This window comes from Streptomyces sp. V2I9 (assembly GCF_030817475.1).
Lineage (GTDB): Bacteria > Actinomycetota > Actinomycetes > Streptomycetales > Streptomycetaceae > Streptomyces.
Genome location: NZ_JAUSZJ010000002.1, coordinates 5208988 through 5226951, shown reverse-complemented (window position 1 = coordinate 5226951; position 17964 = coordinate 5208988). Strand labels below are relative to the sequence as shown.

Here is a 17964-nt window from a genome sequence, read left to right as displayed (position 1 = left end):
CACGCTTCGCACCCGCTCGCATCCGGCAAGTACCGCTTCGAGGCGTCGAGTTGTGAAGACTCGGAGATGATGAGAGCGCTCTCAGTCGCACCTCTTGACGCTCTCGTCGGGCCTGGCGAGAGTGGTGCGCACCGCAGGCACCCCCACGGCCCCCGCACCTCTCCGCGCACCCCCACCGCCCGCCTGCGGCCCCCCACACCACCTCGGGAGTTTCTTCGTGATTTCACGCCGAACGTTCCTGACCGGCGCCGCCGCATCGGCCGCTGCGCTCACGTACCCCGCCTGGGGCACCGCCCTGGGCCCGCACGCCTCGGCGGCCCCCGTCACCTGCGAACTCGCCCTGGAGAACACGTCGTTGCCGGGTACGGTGCACGCGTATGTGACCGGCCACGAGCTGGGCACCGGACGCTGGGTGCTGCTCAAGCCGGACGGCGGCGTCTACCGCCCCGACTCCCCCGGCGCCCCGCAGACCCCGCTGCCCGTCGACTGCGCGATCCCGCTCAAGGGCGCGGGCGCCGGCCCGGTCGTGCTGCCCCTGCCGCAGATGTACGGGGCGCGGGTCTACTTCGTCCGCGACGCCAAGCTGGACTTCTACCTGAATCCGGGCCCTTCGCTGGTGGAGCCCGCCTTCGCGACGCCCGCCGACCCGAACTACGCCCGCACGTGGTCGTTCTGCGAGTTCACCTTCAACACCGAGCAGCTGTACGCCAACATCAGCTACGTGGACCTGGTTACCGCCCTCCCGATCGGCATCACGCTGGAGGGCGACGCGACGCACACCGTGGCCCCGCTGCCGGACGGCGCGGTGCAGCGGATCGCGGACGGCCTCGCCGCCCAGGCGGCCGCCGACGGACAGCCGTGGGACAAGCTGATCACCCGGGGCGGCGACGGCGGCGTACTGCGGGTCGTCTCGCCGCAGAACATCATGGCCCCGTACTTCGACCGTCCCGCCGAGATGCCGTTCCGGGACCTGTTCACCGCGCAGATCGACGAGGTGTGGGAGAAGTACCGCTCCGAGGACCTGCGCATCGACCTCCAGGGCGGCCGGGGCACCCTGGCCGGCCGGGTCAGCGGCGACACGCTGACCTTCGACGGCGGCCACACGTTCACCAAGCCGGCGTCCAAGGACGTCTTCACCTGCAACCACGGCCCGTTCACGAACAACCCCGGGGACAGCGACGACAAGAAGGCGATCCTGGCCCGGCTGGCGGCGGGCTTCAACCGCTCGATCATGCTGAGCCACCCGAGTCAGCCGAACGGCACGTCCACGGCGGACTACTACCGGACGGCGGTGACCAACCACTGGTCGCGGGTGGTCCACGCGAACAGCCCGATCGGCTACGCGTTCCCGTACGACGACGTCCGCCCGGACGGCGAGCCGGACGTCTCGGGCGCGGCCCACGACGGGAACCCACGGCGCTTCACGGTGAGCGTGGGGTCCTGACACCCGGCCGGTGCGCGGTGTGCCCCCACCCGTGGGGGCACCCGTGCGTCCGGCCGCGGGGCACCGTGCGTCCGGCCGCCACCGGGACGATCCGGCATCCGATACCTCATCAATTGACATCGTGTGTGGCGTTCTTGACTTCGCCCCACCGCCCCGCGACGGTGCCGTATGCGAATGAACCGTCTTCCCCGCCGGCTGCTCACCGCCGTCGCCACCGGGCTCCTGCTGACCGCCGCGCCGCCGGCCCACGCGGCTCCCGCCCATGCGGCCCCCACCCCGCCGGGCTCCCCCGTCCCGCCGGGCTCCTCCGCACCGCAGTCCCCCGGTGCGCACGGGCTGCGCGCCTTCCAGCAGAGCTACGGACTGCCTCCGACCGGCCGCGTGGACCTCGCCACCGCGCAGCTGCTGAAGACGGCCCCGGACAGCGCGCTGCGCACCTTCTTCGCCGCACCGGCCGACCTCGGCCCCGAGCAGCTCGCCCACGCCCGTACGGTCATCGGCGTCGGCAAGGGGGCGGAGCTCTCCGAGGAGGCCCAGGTCATCGCCCTGATGACGGCCATGCAGGAGTCGAAATTCGTCAACTACACGTCCCCGGTGGACCGCGACTCGCTCGGCGTCTTCCAGCAGCGCCCGAGCATGGGCTGGGGCACGGCGGCCCAGATCACCCATGTGCCGACCGCGTCCAAGTCCTTCTACGGGCTGCCCTCGCCGAGCGCCAATCCGGGGCTGCTCCAGATCGACGGCTGGGAGTCGATGGAGCCGGGCAGGGCCTGCCAGGCGGTCCAGCGGTCGGCGCACCCGGACCGGTACGCGCAGTGGGAGGACTTCGCCAAGGAGCTGCTGGAGCAGGAGGGGCCGGACGCGGACCCGGTCCCGTAGGGCGTGGGCCGGTGACCCGGGGCCGTCGCGGCACGCGGTGTGCGGGACGGCCTCCGGGTCCCGGCGGTGGTCAGCAGCCGCCGCAGTTGTAGTACGTCACGTCCCAGTGGTTGCCCTCGTTCGCGTAGATGTTGCCGGACCCGGACCGGTACTGGCGCGCGCCGTCACCTCGGGGGCCGATGTAGGTGAAGGTGCCGGTGACGTAGTTGTTGAGGCAGGTGCTCTTGGCGAAGTCGAGCTTGTAGCCGTTCCAGTGGGAATACGTGCCGCCGGCGTGCCCGGTCTCCGTGCCGCCGGTGATCCTGAGCGCACAGCCGGTGGCGCTCTTGAGGGTCTGCGCACCCTGGGCGCTCGACAGATTGAGCTGCTCGAACGACGTACAGGTGGGGTTGTTCCGGTCGGAGCAGCCGCCGGAGGACGACCAGGTGATCCCGGACGAGCTGAAGCGGGAGGTCGCCTGGGCGTGGGTCAGTTTGGTCACGGCGTGCGCCTCGGTGGCGCCGCCGCCGAGGATGCCGACGCCGGGCGCGAAGAGCGCGCCGAGGACGAGGGCGAGGGCGGTGAGGGCGGAGCGGAGTCGTGGACGGGTCACCATGGGGCGATTCCTCCTGCTCATGACAATCCAGTGGGTGCACGGGCGGACATGGACCCCGCACACCGGTCAGGGCGATGGTGCCCGAGCTCTCCACGCGCCCACCAGAGGGCAGACCCTGCGGACGCGCCGACCGGGGCCGGCCGGCCCGAACCGGGAGCCGAGCACCGCGTCTCGCGGCAACCGGTCAAGCACCCGACACCAGATGTTGAAGGTTGAACTAGATCGCGCTACAGTCAATCTTGTTGAAGGTTGAACGAATGCGAACCTTCGGCACCGCTGACCCCCGTCCCCGCAGCGCATCCCCGAGGAGGAGCCATGGCTCTGTTCAACCGCAAGCCGACCACCGCCACCATCACCGAGACCCCCGCCGTGGACCCCGCGCTCGCCGCCCTGACCGGTACGTACACCGTGGACCCGGCGCACAGCAGCATCGGCTTCACCGTGCGCCACGCGATGGTCACCAACGTGCGCGGCTCCTTCGGCGAGCACGAGGGCACCCTGGTACTGGACGGCACGAACCCGGCGAACTCCTCCGCCTCCATCGACGTGAAGATCGCCAGCATCGACACCGGCATCGCCGACCGCGACGGGCACCTGGTCAGCGGCGACTTCTTCGACGCGGAGAAGTTCCCCCTCATGACGTTCCGCTCCACGCAGGCCGAGCAGCTGGGCGGCGAGGCGTACCGGATCACCGGCGACCTGACCATCAAGGACGTCACGCGCCCGCTCTCCATCGACCTGGAGTTCAACGGCTCCGCCACCGACGTCTACGGCAACGAGCGCGTGGGCTTCGAGGGCAGCGCCGACATTCTGCGCTCCGACTGGGGCCTGACCTGGAACGCGGCACTGGAGACCGGCGGCGTGATGGTCAGCGACAAGGTGAAGCTGACCTTCGACATCTCCGCGATCAAGGCCGCTCCGGGGGCCTGACCCTCGCCGGGTCCAGGGAAGCACTCACCGCTCCGCTCCACTCCAGTGGCTACGGACAGCGACGAGAACCCACCCTGAGGGTGACAAACCCGGGGGTTGGCATCATCGTTGTCAGTGGCTGGTGTTTCACTAAGGCCATCGACACTGGGGAGCGAGTTATGCCGACTGTGATCCACAAGACGCGCAGCCAGCTCGAGGAACAGCGCGAGCAGTTGTTGGCCGATGTGCACATGAGCTACGACGAGCTGGCAGAGCGCGCCTCGACCTACAGCCTGAGCCTTCAGGAGCTGGACGTTTGGCACACCATCGAAGGTCTCGACTACCTTCTGGACGGTGACAGCTGATGAGGCCAAGGCCCTCGACGCGTTGGCGGCAGGTTTCGCCGATCAACTGACCTCGTTGACGCGGGGTGTCCTCGGCGAGGACACCCCTCGTTTTCATGCGCTCAACATGGGTTCCCGGATCAGGATCTCCCCCATAGCCGAGAACGAGGTCGTTCGGCGCATTCCGATCCGCATCAGCGGCGAGACCCGACTGAGCCTGGGGGTGCGCTACTTCTGCTGCTGGGACGGCTCCAGCACCTTCATGGCGACAGATCAGGCCGACCTGCATCTGTTCTACGAGGGTGTGCCTGATCCTCTTCTCCGTTACGAGTACGTACGGAAGAGCAAAGAACCGCCGGGGGCCCATCTCCAGGTACACGCACACCGGGACGAGATGGCGTACCTGTTGCGACTGGCCGAGCGAGGCCGCCCCCAACAGGGTTTGCGGCGCGACAGACTGCCGCGGCTGTCCGAGATGCATTTGCCGGTCGGCGGGCACCGCATGCGGCCGGCGCTGGAAGACATCCTGCTCTTCCTGCAACGGGAGTTCGCGATCGATACCACGCCGGGCTGGAAGGCTGTCGTGGATCAGCACCTGATGGACTGGCGCCTGATGCAGCTCAAGACCGCCGTGCGAGATGCCCCTGAATCCGCCGCCCAGGTGCTGAGGAGCCTCGGCTATTCGGTGATCGAACCTACGGTTCCGGCTGCACGTCAAGCTGCTGCCGAGAACAAGCTCTTCTGGCCTTGACCTGCGCGCCGACGGCACGGTCCACAAAGACGCCGCACGCACCCAGCGCCCCGCACCCGGTTCCCCCGGGGACGGGGCGCTGCGCGTGTGCGTGCGGCGGTCGCCGTGGGCGTAAGGGCGCGCTACTTCGCGACCTTCTCCGCGAAGAGCGGGACGACCTTCTCCAGTGCGTACGAGACGGACAGGATCGAGTCCGTCGCGAACGCCTGCGAGATGTCCTTGTCGTCGAGGACGATGGCGTTGCCTGCCTTCACCGAGGGGACCGCCTTGTACAGCGGGTCGCCGCTGATATCCGTGGCCGGGATGCCGATCGGGGTCATCACGGTCAGGTCGGCGTCCAGCAGGTCCAGGTTCTCCTTGGAGACGGAGACCGAGAACCCCTCGCCGGCCCGGGCCTCGGCCTTCGGGTTGTTCGTGAAGCCGAGCCGCTCGACGAAGTCGATGCGCCCGGTGCCACCGACGTAGGCGCCGAAGCCCTCGGACGTACGCGAGCCGACGGTGATGGTCTTGTCCTTGAACTCGGGGTGGGCCTTCGCCGCGGCCTCGAACTTCTTCTCCGTCTCCGCGATCAGCTCCTCGCCCTTCTCCGGCACGCCCATGGCGACGGCGATCATCGTGGTCTGCTGCTCCCACGAGATCTTGTACTGGTCGCCGCCCTTCGGCACGCCCACGGTCGGGGCGATCTTCTTCAGGGTGTCGTACCGCGTCCGGTCGCCGCTGGACTTGGTGTCCAGGATCAGGTCGGGCTGGAGGGCGGCGATCTTCTCGAACTCCGGCTCCATCGTGCCGATGAGCTCCGGCTTCTTGTCGTACATGCCCTTGGCCCACGGGCCGACGCCCTCGCCGCCGAACGGCAGCCAGTCGCTGGCCCCGACCGGCTGGCCGCCGAGCGCGAGGACGGTCTCGGCGTCGCCCCAGCCGAGCGCGACGATGCGCTTCGGCTGCTTGTCGACGGTGACCTCGCCGAACTTCGTCCCGACCTTGGCGGGGAAGGCACCCGCCGAGGCCCCGTCCGAGGCGGCGGAGGCGGAGCTGTCGGAGTCGTCCGACGAGCCGCAGGCCGAGAGGCCGAGGAGGAGGGCGGCCACGGCCCCGGCCGCGAGAACGGGGGCGCGGCGGGGCCGCCGGGTACGGGAAGCGGAAGCGTTCATACCCATTAGGTTAGCCTCACCTAATGACAACGGTGCCAGCGGGTTGACCTGGAGGACCCCCTCGTACGTACGGGGGCTCAGGCACCCGGCCCCTGCACGTGGTGGCGACCCAGCGGCACCACCATCGGGGTGGCGGAGGCCGGGTCCTCGATGACCGAGCAGCGCATCCCGAAGACCTCGCCGACCAGTTCCTCCGTCACGATGTCGACCGGACGCCCCTCCGCGACGATCCGCCCCTCCCGCATCGCGATCATGTGGTCCGCGTACCGGCAGGCGAGGTTGAGGTCATGGAGCACGGCGACCATGGTGACGCCCTGCTCGCGGTTGAGGTCGGTGAGGAGGTCGAGGAGGTCGAGCTGGTGGCTGGCGTCCAGGAAGGTGGTCGGCTCGTCGAGCAGCAGGATGTCGGTGCGCTGGGCCAGCGCCATCGCGATCCACACCCGTTGGCGCTGACCGCCCGACAGCTCGTCCACCGACCGGTCGGCCAGTTCGAGGACGTCGGTCGACAGCAGCGCCCGCGCCACCGCCTCGTCGTCCTCGGCGCTCCAGCGGCGGAACCAGCCCTGGTGCGGGTACCGGCCGCGCCCGACCAGGTCGGCGACGGCGATGCCCTCGGGGGCGGTGGGGCTCTGCGGGAGGATGCCGAGCACGGAGGCGACCTCCTTGGTCGGCATCTCCTGGATGGACCGGCCGTCCAGGAGCACCGCCCCGGCGGAGGGGGCGAGCAGCCGGGCCATCGCGCGCAGCAGGGTGGACTTCCCGCAGGCGTTGGGGCCGACGATGACGGTGATCTTCCCGGGCGGCACGGACACGCTCAGACCGGGGACGATCTCGCGTTCGCCGTAGCCGAGCCGGACGTCACGGGCTTCCAGAGTGTGTTCGGCCACGTCAGGGCCATGCCTTTCGTCGTCGTCGACTTGTCGATACGCCACCGTCTCAGCCCCCGCTGCCCACGCGGTTGGCGCGGGCCAGGAGCAGGAGCAGGTACGGGGCTCCGATGATGCTGGTGGCCACGCCCACCGGCAGTTGGACCGAGGGCAGGGCGTGCTGCGCCGCGAAGTCCGCGACCAGGACGATGAGCGCCCCGGTCAGGGCCGCCTGCGGCAGGGCCGCACCCCGGCCCGGAACCAGCCGCCGGGCGATCGGGGCGGCGACGAACGCCACGAACCCGACGGGTCCGGCGGCGGCGGTCGCGGCCCCGGCGAGCGCGGTCGCGCAGGCCAGCAGGGCGAGCCGGCCGCGCTCGACCTTCGCGCCGAGCCCAGCGGCGGCGTCGTCCCCGAGCTGGAGGGGGCGCAGCGCGTGGGCGGCGAGGACGGTCAGCGGTACGAGGAGGCCGAGGGCGATGAGCAGCGGCCACACCTGGCTCCAGGAGCGGCCGTTGAGGCTGCCCGCGAGCCAGCGGAACGCCTCCTGCGCGTCGGTCACCTCGGAGCGCGCCATCACGTACCAGACGATGCTGGACAGGCCCATGCCGACGCCGATCCCGACGAGGACCAGGCGCTGTCCGGTGACGCCCTGCCGCCAGGCGAGCAGGTAGATGGCCGCCCCGGCGACCAGCGAGCCGGTGAGGGCGCTCGCGGAGAGGGCAAGTCCGCTGACCTGGAAGAGCAGGGCGGCGGTGACGGCGACCGCACTGGCTCCGGCGCTGATGCCGATGAGGTCGGGGCTGGCGAGCGGGTTGCGCAGCACGCTCTGGAAGACGGCTCCGGAGAGCCCGAAGGCGGTACCGACGAGGACGGCCAGGAGGGCGCGGGGCAGCCGCAGTTCCAGGACGACGAACCGCGATCCGCCGTCGCCGCCCCCGAACAGGGTCTCCACGACCTTCCCGATCGGCATGACCATGTCGCCGACGCTGAGCGAGACGCCGAACACGACGACCACGGCGGCCAGCAGTCCGGCCCCGACGAGCAGGGAGCTCCGCAGCCCCCGGCCGCGTACGGCGGAGATCTGGCGTACGGCGTCGGCGAGCCGCTCCGTGTCCGCGTGCGGGGCGTTCTCGGCGACGACGGGTGCGCGGCTCACAGTTCCACCAGCTTCCTGCGCCGGACGAGCCAGATGAAGGGGATGCAGCCGATGGCGGCCGTGACCACGCCGACCTGCACCTCGCCGGGCCGGGCGACGACCCGGCCGACGATGTCCGCGAGGAGCAGCATGATCGGGGCGAGCACCATGCTGTACGGGAGCACCCAGCGGTAGTCGGGTCCGGTGATGAGGCGGGCGGCGTGCGGCACGGCGAGCCCCACGAAGCCGATGGGCCCGGCGACGACGGTGGCCGCGCCGCAGAGGATCACCACGGCGAGGGCGGCGGCCATGCGGATGGCCCCGACGCGCTGGCCGAGGCCGCGGGCGAGGTCGTCGCCGAGGGAGAGGGCGTTGAGCTGCGGTCCGAGGGCCAGCGCGAGCACGGCCCCGACCGCGATGAACGGCGATGCCTGCCACAGCGCTTCAGGGCCTCGGGCGGTCAGCGCGCCGAGCTGCCAGAACCGGAACTGGTCGTAGCTGCCCCGGTCCTGGAGCAGGATGGCGCTGGTGATCGAGGTGAGGACGGCGGCGGTCGCGGCCCCGGCGAGGGCCAGCTTCACCGGCGTCGCGCCCTCGCGGCCGAGCGAGCCGACCCCGTACACGAGGAGGGCGGCGAGCAGCGCGCCGAGGAAGCCGAACCAGATGAAGTGGGTGGCGGCCGTGAACCCGAGCAGGGTGATCGAGCAGACGACGGCGACGGACGCACCCGCGTTGATGCCGAGGAGCTGGGGGTCGGCCAGGGGGTTGCGGGCGACGCCCTGCATCACCGTGCCCGCGAGGCCGAGCGCGACCCCCGCCAGGAGCCCGGCGACGGTGCGCGGGATGCGGACCTCCTGGACGATGAGCTGACCCTTGACGGCGGTGTCCGGGTCGAGCACCCCGTCGACGACGTCGCGGAAGGGCACGTCGCCGGAGCCGATGGCGAGGCTGGCGACGACGGTGAGGAGGAGTACGGCGAGGGCGGCGAGCAGCCCGAGGGCGAGGACGGACCGGCTGCGTTTGCGCCGAGTCTCCTTGCTGCCGGACGGCTTCCCCTTCACCAGGAGGGCCGAGCGGCTCACGACCCGGCCGCCGGGGCAGCCGGAATGCGGTGGTGCACTGTTCGTTCCTCACGCTTGCCGGTCGCCGCCGCGACCTCTCGGGCACGGGAGACGCCCTCGTCGGCCGGCCCTCCCGGAGGGTGAGCACGACCGGTCCACCCCGGACGGGGAACACAAGGGGACCCGAAGTAAGGTCACCCTAACAGCGCCTGTTCGACCGTGCGCTGCCGCACCCACCAGCTCCGGAGCACTCCCTTGCCGTACGCCGCCGCCTCCACCGCCCCCGCCGCCGCCTCGGCCGATCCGCTGGCAGGGACCGTGCCCCTCGGCTCGGCGGAAGAACTGCGCGAACTCCTGGGGACCCCGCACCCGATCGTCATCGACAAGGTCCACGACCGGCTCACCGACGACGACCTGGACCTGCTGGCCCGCTCCCCGTTCTGCACGATGGCCACGTCCGACGCGAACGGCGACTGCGACGCCACCCCGCGCGGCGGCACTCCTGGCTTCACCCATGTCCTGGACCGGTCCACGATCGCCCTGCCCGACCGCCCGGGAAACCGCCGCGCTGACAGCTTCCACAACATCCTGGCGAACCCGCGCGTGGGCCTGCTCTACCTGATACCGGGCGCGATGGACGTCCTGCGGGTCAACGGCCGCGCCCGCATCGTCACGGACGGGCCGTTCTTCGACGCGATGGCGGTGAAGGGCCAACGCCCTTCGCTCGCCCTGGTCGTGGAGATCGACGAGATCTTCCGCCACTGCCCGGCGTCGCTGAAGCGGTCGGGGGTGTGGGCGCCGGAGACGTGGCGGGGGGGCGGAAGCGACGGGGTGACGTGTCGGCGCCTGCAGTCATCGTGAGCAAGCCCCGAGCCCGCGAAACCGCTCATCTCTGAAGACCGTGTGTTCGAGATCTGCCGTAGCCGGGGCTCGGGCGGTCGTTGAGCACTGCGTGAGTGGTTCCGGGGGCGGGTATCCGTCGGAGCTGACGGACGAGTAGTGGGCGTTGGTGGAGCTGGTGCTGCCGCCGGCGCGGGTGGGGCCGAAGGGCGGGCGGCGGGAGGGGCGTCCCCGGTGGCGGGTCGTGGACGCGATCTTCCGCGTGGTGCGGACCGGCTGTTCGTGACGGCAGTTGCCGAAGGGCTTCCCTTGTTGGCCCACCGTCTATGGGTACCTCACCTGGTGGCACGACGACGGCACGGTTGAACGCGTCCACGATGCGCTGCGTGAGCGGGTCCGCGAGGCTGAAGGCCACGACCCTGAACCGAGCGCCGGACCGATCGACTCGCAGCCCACGCGCACAGCTTGCCGTCGTCCAGCATGCGGCCGGGCACGACCAAGGCGACGGGCTGGCCGTTACGGCGGTGAGCGTGCAGGCCAGGGCGCGGAGGAGTGATCGGCTCATTCCCGGTCCACGAACAGCCCGGCCGGGGTAGCGCGATTCGGGATTCCACCCGGCCGGCAGCCGATGCATTCAGGTCACGGCCGCCCAGCGCGCATTGAGCCCTGGCCGCTCCAGTGCCGGCCACCGCCCGGCCCGTCCGGAGGGCCATCGCCACCGCTGAGGCCACGCCCTGGCGACCTGGCCCGCTTTGACCCTTGTCCGACGCCGGGACCGGCCAGTCCGACATCGCGTGAACCGGAGACAGGTCCGCACGCGTTGAGGGGGTGATCAGCACAGAGACCCGAAGGCGAAGGAAGATCAGCGTGGCGACATTTACGGCATATCACGGCTACAAGCATCCCGATCACGCCGAAGCGATGTTGAGCGGCCTCTCGAGAGCCGGGGGAAACGGCGGAAACTTCGATCCGAACTGGAAAGGTTTTTACGTAGCGAGCACTCCTCGGGACGCGGCTGGATACAGCGTTTCGGAGCCGTATGAGGATAACGATTCGCTGGTCCGGGACCTGACCTGGCTTTCAGTGAGCGACCGGGAAGAAACTGCCGCAAGACTGATGAGCAAATACCCCGGGTCGGTCATGATAGCTGGGGGTGTTATGCGCGTTGACGTTGCGGACGTGGAAATTGTTGACGTGAGCAAGGCTGCGGTGGATGGTAAGGTTCAGGACCTGAAGGCACAGCTGCAACTTCCCGCCGATCAGCCCCTTATGAAATCTCTTGCCGCACGGAACACAGTGCTGCGGGTAGGGGCCACCGACAATGGATTCGAAGAAGTTATCATCCCTTGGGGAATAGCGGAAAACACGAGAAAAGTACAGGTCCAGGAGTACGCCCGATTCATCGCGCCGGAGATGCTTCCCCACACGTCAGTGATGGTCGGCGTGGATGCGGCCCGCGAATACGCAAAAGGCTCCGCTGACGCCGAGCTCCCCAGAGCGATGATGATGATGCCCGAAAGCCCGGTCACCCTGCCGAACGCGGCACCATCGAATTCCGCGGCTGCGGCTGCGGCCCTGCTCAGCCCAGGAGCCACGCAGGCGATCGGAACTCCAACGCACACACCACCCCCGGTCGCCCCGCCCGCCACCCCCAACAACAGGAGCCTGAGCCAGACCTAAGGTGGCGTACCTGTCGCGCAGGCTAATTGATCTTGGTTGCGAGCTGCTGTTGTTCAGCTGTACTGAGACCGTACTCGAGATCTCACCGGTTAGGGCGTGGGAGCCGTCGGGGGCCGGCGAGTTGCCGGTCGGCCGCGGTTGAATCGACGGACCATGATGCCGATCACCGCCCAGCGGATCATGGTTTCGGAGTGCGGGCTGCTGCTCGCAGTCCCGGGCGGGACAGCGACGACAGGGTCCGCTCCACCGCCCAGCGCTTTGGCTGGACCTGGAATCCCTTCTGGCCGGGGTCCTTGCGGACGATCTTCAGCTCGCGGCCCAGGATCCGTGCGGTCCGGTCGACCAGGCGTCCGGCGAACCCCTGGTCCGCCCAGGTCTTCTTCACGCCTGGGTGGTCCAGGCAGGTCCACAGCAGCGGATGCCGCGCGCCGTCACGGTCCTGGACGCTCGCGGCGACGACATGGACGGCCAGGAGCAGACCAAGGGTGTCGGTGACGATGAACCGCTTGTCGCCCTTGACCTTCTTGCCCGCGTCGAAGCCCCTGGTCGCGGCGGGAACGCTGTCAACTGTGCGCGTGGGCTGCGAGTCGATCGGTCCGGCGCTCGGTTCAGGGTCGTGGCCTTCAGCCTCGCGGACCCGCTCACGCAGCGCATCGTGGACGCGTTCAACCGTGCCGTCGTCGTGCCACCAGGTGAGGTACCCATAGACGGTGGGCCAACAAGGGAAGCCCTTCGGCAACTGCCGTCACGAACAGCCGGTCCGCACCACGCGGAAGATCGCGTCCACGACCCGCCACCGGGGACGCCCCTCCCGCCGCCCGCCCTTCGGCCCCACCCGCGCCGGCGGCAGCACCAGCTCCACCAACGCCCACTACTCGTCCGTCAGCTCCGACGGATACCCGCCCCCGGAACCACTCACGCAGTGCTCAACGACCGCCCGAGCCCCGGCTACGGCAGATCTCGAACACGTTCTGAACTTGTCATTTATGGTCCGGCGTCGAACGCGGCTCGAACTTGATCGGCGTTTTCGCAGTTCAGCGGACGCGAAGGCGGCCTTCGTCTGATCCTGTGCTCCGTCACAGAGTGGATCAGTGCGAAGGCCGTGGTCGTGAGTTTGGTGCATCAGAGCGTCCTGCGGGATGCGTTCATGGAAGTGTCACTCTTCCGGTCGGAGCTGTACGCGTGCATGACGGCGCGGGGCGACGCCTTGTTCGAGTTGTGTGATGCGCTGCTGTGCACGGACGGGCCGGTGCGGACGCTGGTTGATCTCGCGCTCGCGCCCGAGCACCGTCGTGGGCACGGGGCTCTGTACGGCGGACTCAACCAGGGCCGGATCGACGTCGCCCGGCTGCGCCGGGCGCTCGCCGGGGTGCCGCTGCCGAGGGCGGCGGACGGTCGGCTTGTACTGGCGGTGGATGTCTCGCCGTGGCTGCGGCCGGATGCCAACACGTGTGCTGACCGGTCCTTTTGCCACACGTTCGGGCGGGGTGAGGGCAAGCACCAGATGGTGCCCGGCTGGCCGTACTCGGTGGTGGCCGCGCTGGAAACTGGCCGCACGTCCTGGACGGCGGTGCTGGACGCGGTCCGCCTGGAGCCCGGCGCCGACGTCGCAGCGGTGACCACCGTGCAGATCCGCGAGGTCGTCGAGCGGCTCGTCGCCGCCGGCCAGTGGCGACCGGGTGACCCGGAAGTCCTGATCGTGCTGGACGCGGGATACGACGCTCCGCGCATCGCCCACCTGCTGGGTGACCTGCCCGTCGAGGTCCTCGGTCGGCTCCGTTCGGACCGTGTGATGCGCCGTCCGACGCCCTCCCGCAAGGAGTTCCACCTGGCCAACCCCAAGGGCGGTCGGCCGCCCAAGCACGGCGGCGAGTTCGTCTTCGGCGACCCCGCAACCTGGGGTGTCGAGCAGGCCGTGACGGTCACCGACACCCGGCTCTATGGGAAGGCGACGGCGCAGGCGTGGGACCGGCTGCACCCGCGGCTGACCCGCCGGGCCGCATGGCTCGACCACGACGGGCCGCTGCCCGTCATCGAGGGCACCGTCATCCGCCTGGTCGTGGAGAAGCTGCCCAGCGGAGGGGTCAACAAGCCGGTCTGGCTGTGGTGGTCGCGCAACGGCGCCACCGAAGCCGACGTCGACCGCTGCTGGCAGTCCTTCCTCCGCCGTTTCGACATCGAGCACACGTTCCGCCTGTTCAAGCAGACTCTCGGGTGGACCAAACCCCGGCTCCGCAGCTCGGAGGCGGCCGACCGGTGGACCTGGATAGTGATCGCTGCCTATGCCCAGCTCCGGCTCGCCCGACCGCTGGCCGTCGACCTCCGCAGGCCCTGGGAGAAGCCGACCGAGCCGAACAGACTGACGCCCGCCCGCGTCCGCAGAGGGTTCAGGAACCTGTGCACGAAGGCCGGCTCACCGGCCAGTGCACCGAAACCCTCCCGCCCCGGCCCTGGTCGGCCACCGGGTTCGAAAAACCATCGCCCCGCCACCCGTTACGACGTGGGTAAAGTCCTCGCCACCGGCGAGGCGTATAGCCGCCCCGCGCACCACAAGGTCGGCACCAAGCCGCGACGCGCAGCATGAACTGGCAGCTCAAGACCCTGATCACTGGATGTGCCTCGCACCAGGCAGAATGAGCGGCATGGTCAACGAGGGGAAGGGCGGTTTCACGCTGCCGCGAGGGGCGACAGGTTTCTACCGGCCGAACGACGGCCCTCTTCCCGAGACTGACCTGTCGGCATTCCGCGCCGCTCTATATGCCGCTGCCCGCCTCGCTGGAGGCGAAGTAGGTGAGGTGAAGGAACGGGCATACCCCCGGACCTTCCACACCGCAACGGTCGTCGGACGCAAAGGCGAAAACATCGTCCTGTGCCACGCTCACTACCCCTGGGTCGCCTTCGCCAAGGCACGGCAGGACTCATACGGGGAGGGCTTCCTCGCGCCGCCGCCGTGGGCCCACGCCTTCGCCAACGCAGGCTTCACGGTCCTGAGCAGCGAACAACTCGCCACACCGCTCTCCGACGTAGACACCTCAGTGCTCACGCAGGGCGAATGGAGTGAGATCCGCTTCTACGGCATCACCGCATTGGGCGGAGTCCTCTTCAACGCGTGGGACTGACATACCGGCAGGAAGCGCCGTTGGACGCCAACCCGTTAAACGACAAGCTGAAATCGAGTTGGCTGTTTCACACATACTCGGCTTTCACGCAATGACCGATTTGAACTCCTGGTTGTGATCGGATTACTCAACCACGACCACTCGAACGTAATCCCCGGGAGACGGTACCTAGCGCACTTCTCGGCCAATCCTGCCTTCTTGGCGAAATACGCCTTGCCATCCGCGTACGGCCCGTCCTCCGGGGAGCCCTCTTCGAGGAAGCCCTGCTTCTTCATGCGCTTACCGGTTCCCCCCTGAGGAGCCTCGCGGTCAGCACTGCCGTCACGCACACTCCGTGACGCGCTCGACGCCACTCTCCACCGGCCACAGATCCGCCCCGCTTTCCACATGACCTTCACAAATTCAGCCAGATATCGAGGGCGCGGCAAGCTCGTCAAGTGCGATACGTCTCCGCCGCTCCGGTATGCGGTGAGACCTCGATACGGACACGTTGCCGAACACCGAAGGGCGGGAGCTTCAGTGGCAGTTGACGGGCCTCCGGACTTTGATCCGGCCGAAGGGCTGTGTTCCGTCGCGGAACGCCGCACCCCTCAGTCAGCAGCCGAGGACCACGTCCGGGTGGAGAGCACCAGCAGATAGCCGTCCGGGTCCTGAACGGTGACGCCCCAGGTGTCCCAGTAAGGATTGTGGGCGGGCACCCGTGTGCCGCCGTGCTCTTCGAGCCGCCGCACCAGGGCGTCCGGCACCTCTTCGCCGAGGTAGACCACGAGCAGGTCTTCGGGCGTCGGGCGCGGTTCGACGGGGCCCGCCGGGTCGTGGACGAGTTCCAGGTGCCAGGCGGCGTCGGGCCAGCCGACCATGAGCAGGGAGTGGCGGCCGGGGGTGCCGTCCGCGTCGTGGCGGTACTGGACGGCGAGACCGAGCCCGGCGACCCAGAAGCGTTCGGCCGCTCGAAGGTCGCGGGACGGGCGGGCGATACGCACATGGGCCGAGGCGTCTGCCGGCATCGGGAACCTCCTGGTGGGCGCGGCCCCGGTGCTCGGTCGGGGGCCGCTCGTCCCGGAACCCTACGGAGCGGCAGGCCCCCGCACCTCGGCCCCGAGGCCCTTCGCGCCTCGGTCTCCGGTCCTGGTCACACCGCTGCGCGAACCTCGCCCGGTCCACGGGTCGGCGGCATCATCAGCCCGACCCCTGGCCGCCACCTCGAAGGTTTTCGCATGGTCGAGCGGCACGTCCGCACCGGGCGCGGACGGATGCGCGGGCAGAAGCGGGCGCCGGGGTACGGGTGTTGACGCGGGAGGGGCCCCGGGGCGCGCACGTGAACCCGGCGCCTCTCCCGCCGCCGTCCCGCTACCGCCCGGCGGACACCGGTTCGCGTCGCATGACCCACAGCACCGGGCCGCCGCCCGGCAGGGCCGCCTCGCCCAGCACCGTGAAGCCGAAGTGCTCGTAGAAGGGGAGGTTGTCCGGCTTGGAGGACTCCAGGTAGACCGGCAGCTCCGCCGCGTCGGCCTTGGCCAGTCCGGACCGCAGCAGCGTCGCCCCGTGGCCCTGGCCCCGGGCGGCCGGGTCCGCGCCGACGACCGCGAGGTACCAGTGCGGTTCCTTCGGTCCGTGCTCGGCGGCGGCCGCGACCGCCTCCCGGAACAGCGGCGCCCGGTCGCCCAGGATCTCCTCCAGCTCCGCGATCGTCTCCGCGTCCGGGACCGCCTTCTCCTGCCCCTCCGGCGTCACCCAGAACGCGGCCGCCGACGCGGTGCGCTCGCACAGCCCGTGGCGGCCGTACTGCCGGGTGAAGATCGTGGTGAAGTAGCGGATCAGATCGGGCTCGCGCGAGGCTCCGCCGGGGAAGAACCAGTCCATCATCGGGTCGTCGGCGAAGGCACGGGCCAGGGTGCGGCTGATCTCCGGGGCATCGTCGAGCGTGGCTGCCTGCGGAGTGTTCGTTATCGACATACGGGTCATTCTGCACGGTGGTGATCTTGAGCGATCAGGGGCCCCGACCGGGCGCGACCCGACCGCTCCTGTCCGGCAGCCGCCGACCCCGCGCCCCGCGTCAATCCGCCTGCTCCCGGACGTACCTGGCGAGCGACCACGCCGTCGCGGCCCACAGATGTATCCGTACGACCCCGCCCACCGGTCCGTCCGCGTCGCCCGCCACGGTGTCCCGGTACGCGTAGTACACCGGGTCGTCCCCAGGCGACACGGCGGCGGCTTCGCCCCACGTACCCCCGAGGGCGGTCATCGCCTCCCGCAGCGCGCCGAGCGGATCACCGGTCCCCCGCCGCAGCGGCCCCACCACTGCGTCCTCGCCGCCCTCCGCCACCTGGACCCGGCAGTCCGGCTCCCCGACGCCGCTCCGGATACGCCCGGCCACGCGCTCGGCCGCACCGCACGCAGGTCCGTCCGTCTCGACCTTCACCGAGACCATCAGCGAGCCGAGGTCCCCGACGAGGTCGGCCAGCGCATCGGCCTGTTCGGGCGGCAGCCCGCCGTCACCCGTCAGGTCGTCGTCCTCGTACGCGGACGCCTCGATGTCCTGGTTCTCCATGGGAGGACACTCTTCGGGGCGGTCCCCGCCCCGTCAAAGCGATTACCCGCCCGCCTGACCGCCCGCCCGTCCGTCCGCCCCTGCCGCCCTGCCGCCCTGCCGCCCTGCCGCCCTGCCGCCCTGCCGCCCGATAGCCTCCCCGGATGGACCGACGACTGGCCGCGTACGCGGTGTGCATCGAGGACGGCCGCGTCCTGCTCGCGCTGGCCGTGGGCCCGGACGGCGACCGCGTCTGGACGCTTCCGGGCGGCGGGGTCGAGCACGCGGAGGACCCGTACGACACGGTGGTGCGGGAGGTCGCCGAGGAGACCGGTCTGTCGGCCGAGGTGGAGCGCCTGCTCGGGGTGGACTCACGAGTGGTCCCGGCGGGTGAGCGCCGCAGGCACGGTGCGCCCGAGCTGCAGAACGTCGGCGTCTTCTATCGCGTACGCGTCACCGGCGGCACGCTCCGCCCCGAGCCGAACGGCGACACCGCCGCGTCCGTGTGGACGCCGCTGCCCGAGGTCGCCCGCCTGCGCCGGTCCTCCCTGGTGGACGTCGGCCTCGCCCTGGCGGACACCCTCCCGCCCTCCGGCCACGTGAACCCGGTGCCGGTCGGCGGACCGGTCCAGCACTGATCCCGGCGTGGCCGGTCAT

19 protein-coding genes are annotated in these 17964 nt (G+C 70.1%); 10 read left to right on the top strand and 9 right to left on the bottom strand.

Features of this window, described 5'->3' with window-relative positions; translation table 11 throughout:
• Window positions 1-217: 217 nt before the first annotated feature.
• On the top strand, window positions 218-1444 hold the full coding sequence (locus QFZ71_RS22985; RefSeq protein ID WP_307670060.1) for a glycoside hydrolase family 64 protein: 1227 nt from the start codon (window positions 218-220) through the stop codon (window positions 1442-1444).
• Window positions 1445-1612: 168 nt separating this feature from the next.
• Entirely contained in the window at window positions 1613-2323 is a 711-nt protein-coding gene (locus QFZ71_RS22980; RefSeq protein WP_307670059.1) for a peptidoglycan-binding domain-containing protein, read from the top strand.
• 70 nt (window positions 2324-2393) lie between these two features.
• Here the strand turns inward: QFZ71_RS22980 and QFZ71_RS22975 are convergent, their stop codons facing one another.
• A complete protein-coding gene (locus QFZ71_RS22975) occupies window positions 2394-2918 on the bottom strand; it encodes a hypothetical protein (RefSeq protein ID WP_307670058.1) in 525 nt (174 codons plus the stop codon).
• Between the two features lie 315 nt (window positions 2919-3233).
• Between QFZ71_RS22975 and QFZ71_RS22970 the strand changes: the two genes are divergently transcribed.
• The 3 genes from QFZ71_RS22970 to QFZ71_RS22960 all read left to right on the top strand — a co-directional run bounded on the left by QFZ71_RS22970 (window position 3234) and on the right by QFZ71_RS22960 (window position 4922).
• Entirely contained in the window at window positions 3234-3848 is a 615-nt protein-coding gene (locus tag QFZ71_RS22970; protein WP_307670057.1) for a YceI family protein, read from the top strand.
• 158 nt (window positions 3849-4006) lie between these two features.
• Window positions 4007-4192, top strand: coding sequence for a hypothetical protein (locus QFZ71_RS22965; protein ID WP_307670056.1), 186 nt, complete (start codon window positions 4007-4009; stop codon window positions 4190-4192).
• Window positions 4182-4922, top strand: coding sequence for a hypothetical protein (locus QFZ71_RS22960; RefSeq protein ID WP_307670055.1), 741 nt, complete (start codon window positions 4182-4184; stop codon window positions 4920-4922). Before QFZ71_RS22965 ends, QFZ71_RS22960 begins: the two co-directional genes overlap by 11 nt.
• A 122-nt stretch (window positions 4923-5044) precedes the next feature.
• On the opposite strand, the gene QFZ71_RS22955 is transcribed toward QFZ71_RS22960, so the two are convergent.
• The 4 genes from QFZ71_RS22955 to QFZ71_RS22940 all read right to left on the bottom strand — a co-directional run bounded on the left by QFZ71_RS22955 (window position 5045) and on the right by QFZ71_RS22940 (window position 9159).
• Complete coding sequence (locus tag QFZ71_RS22955) at window positions 5045-6073, bottom strand: iron-siderophore ABC transporter substrate-binding protein (RefSeq protein WP_307670054.1); 1029 nt, start codon at window positions 6071-6073, stop codon at window positions 5045-5047.
• Between the two features lie 77 nt (window positions 6074-6150).
• Window positions 6151-6960: an ABC transporter ATP-binding protein gene (locus tag QFZ71_RS22950; protein WP_307670053.1), complete on the bottom strand. Its 810-nt coding sequence runs from the start codon at window positions 6958-6960 to the stop codon at window positions 6151-6153.
• A gap of 49 nt (window positions 6961-7009) precedes the next feature.
• Window positions 7010-8098 (bottom strand): iron chelate uptake ABC transporter family permease subunit, encoded by a 1089-nt coding sequence (locus tag QFZ71_RS22945; RefSeq protein ID WP_307670052.1) that lies wholly within the window; start codon window positions 8096-8098, stop codon window positions 7010-7012.
• Window positions 8095-9159 (bottom strand): iron ABC transporter permease, encoded by a 1065-nt coding sequence (locus tag QFZ71_RS22940; protein ID WP_307670051.1) that lies wholly within the window; start codon window positions 9157-9159, stop codon window positions 8095-8097. The genes QFZ71_RS22945 and QFZ71_RS22940 overlap by 4 nt, the downstream gene beginning before the upstream one ends.
• 234 nt (window positions 9160-9393) lie before the next feature.
• Between QFZ71_RS22940 and QFZ71_RS22935 the strand changes: the two genes are divergently transcribed.
• Window positions 9394-9999 (top strand): MSMEG_1061 family FMN-dependent PPOX-type flavoprotein, encoded by a 606-nt coding sequence (locus QFZ71_RS22935; protein ID WP_307670050.1) that lies wholly within the window; start codon window positions 9394-9396, stop codon window positions 9997-9999.
• Window positions 10000-10845: 846 nt separating this feature from the next.
• Entirely contained in the window at window positions 10846-11658 is an 813-nt protein-coding gene (locus QFZ71_RS22930) for a hypothetical protein (protein ID WP_307670049.1), read from the top strand.
• A 178-nt stretch (window positions 11659-11836) separates the two neighbouring features.
• On the opposite strand, the gene QFZ71_RS22925 is transcribed toward QFZ71_RS22930, so the two are convergent.
• Window positions 11837-12397: a transposase gene (locus QFZ71_RS22925; protein WP_307670048.1), complete on the bottom strand. Its 561-nt coding sequence runs from the start codon at window positions 12395-12397 to the stop codon at window positions 11837-11839.
• Window positions 12398-12766: 369 nt separating this feature from the next.
• Here QFZ71_RS22925 and QFZ71_RS22920 point away from each other — a divergent pair, with 369 nt between their 5' ends.
• Window positions 12767-14242: an NF041680 family putative transposase gene (locus tag QFZ71_RS22920; RefSeq protein ID WP_373465141.1), complete on the top strand. Its 1476-nt coding sequence runs from the start codon at window positions 12767-12769 to the stop codon at window positions 14240-14242.
• Window positions 14243-14300: 58 nt separating this feature from the next.
• Window positions 14301-14777, top strand: a complete 477-nt coding sequence (locus tag QFZ71_RS22915) for a hypothetical protein (RefSeq protein ID WP_307670046.1) — start codon at window positions 14301-14303, stop codon at window positions 14775-14777.
• 590 nt (window positions 14778-15367) lie between these two features.
• On the opposite strand, the gene QFZ71_RS22910 is transcribed toward QFZ71_RS22915, so the two are convergent.
• From QFZ71_RS22910 to QFZ71_RS22900, 3 genes are all read right to left on the bottom strand, one after another.
• Complete coding sequence (locus QFZ71_RS22910; RefSeq protein WP_307670045.1) at window positions 15368-15784, bottom strand: VOC family protein; 417 nt, start codon at window positions 15782-15784, stop codon at window positions 15368-15370.
• 343 nt (window positions 15785-16127) lie between these two features.
• On the bottom strand, window positions 16128-16742 hold the full coding sequence (locus QFZ71_RS22905) for a GNAT family N-acetyltransferase (protein ID WP_307670044.1): 615 nt from the start codon (window positions 16740-16742) through the stop codon (window positions 16128-16130).
• Window positions 16743-16833: 91 nt separating this feature from the next.
• Entirely contained in the window at window positions 16834-17328 is a 495-nt protein-coding gene (locus tag QFZ71_RS22900) for a hypothetical protein (RefSeq protein ID WP_307670043.1), read from the bottom strand.
• A 143-nt stretch (window positions 17329-17471) separates the two neighbouring features.
• Here QFZ71_RS22900 and QFZ71_RS22895 point away from each other — a divergent pair, with 143 nt between their 5' ends.
• Window positions 17472-17945: an NUDIX hydrolase gene (locus tag QFZ71_RS22895; RefSeq protein ID WP_307670042.1), complete on the top strand. Its 474-nt coding sequence runs from the start codon at window positions 17472-17474 to the stop codon at window positions 17943-17945.
• The last annotated feature ends 19 nt before the right edge of the window (window positions 17946-17964 follow it).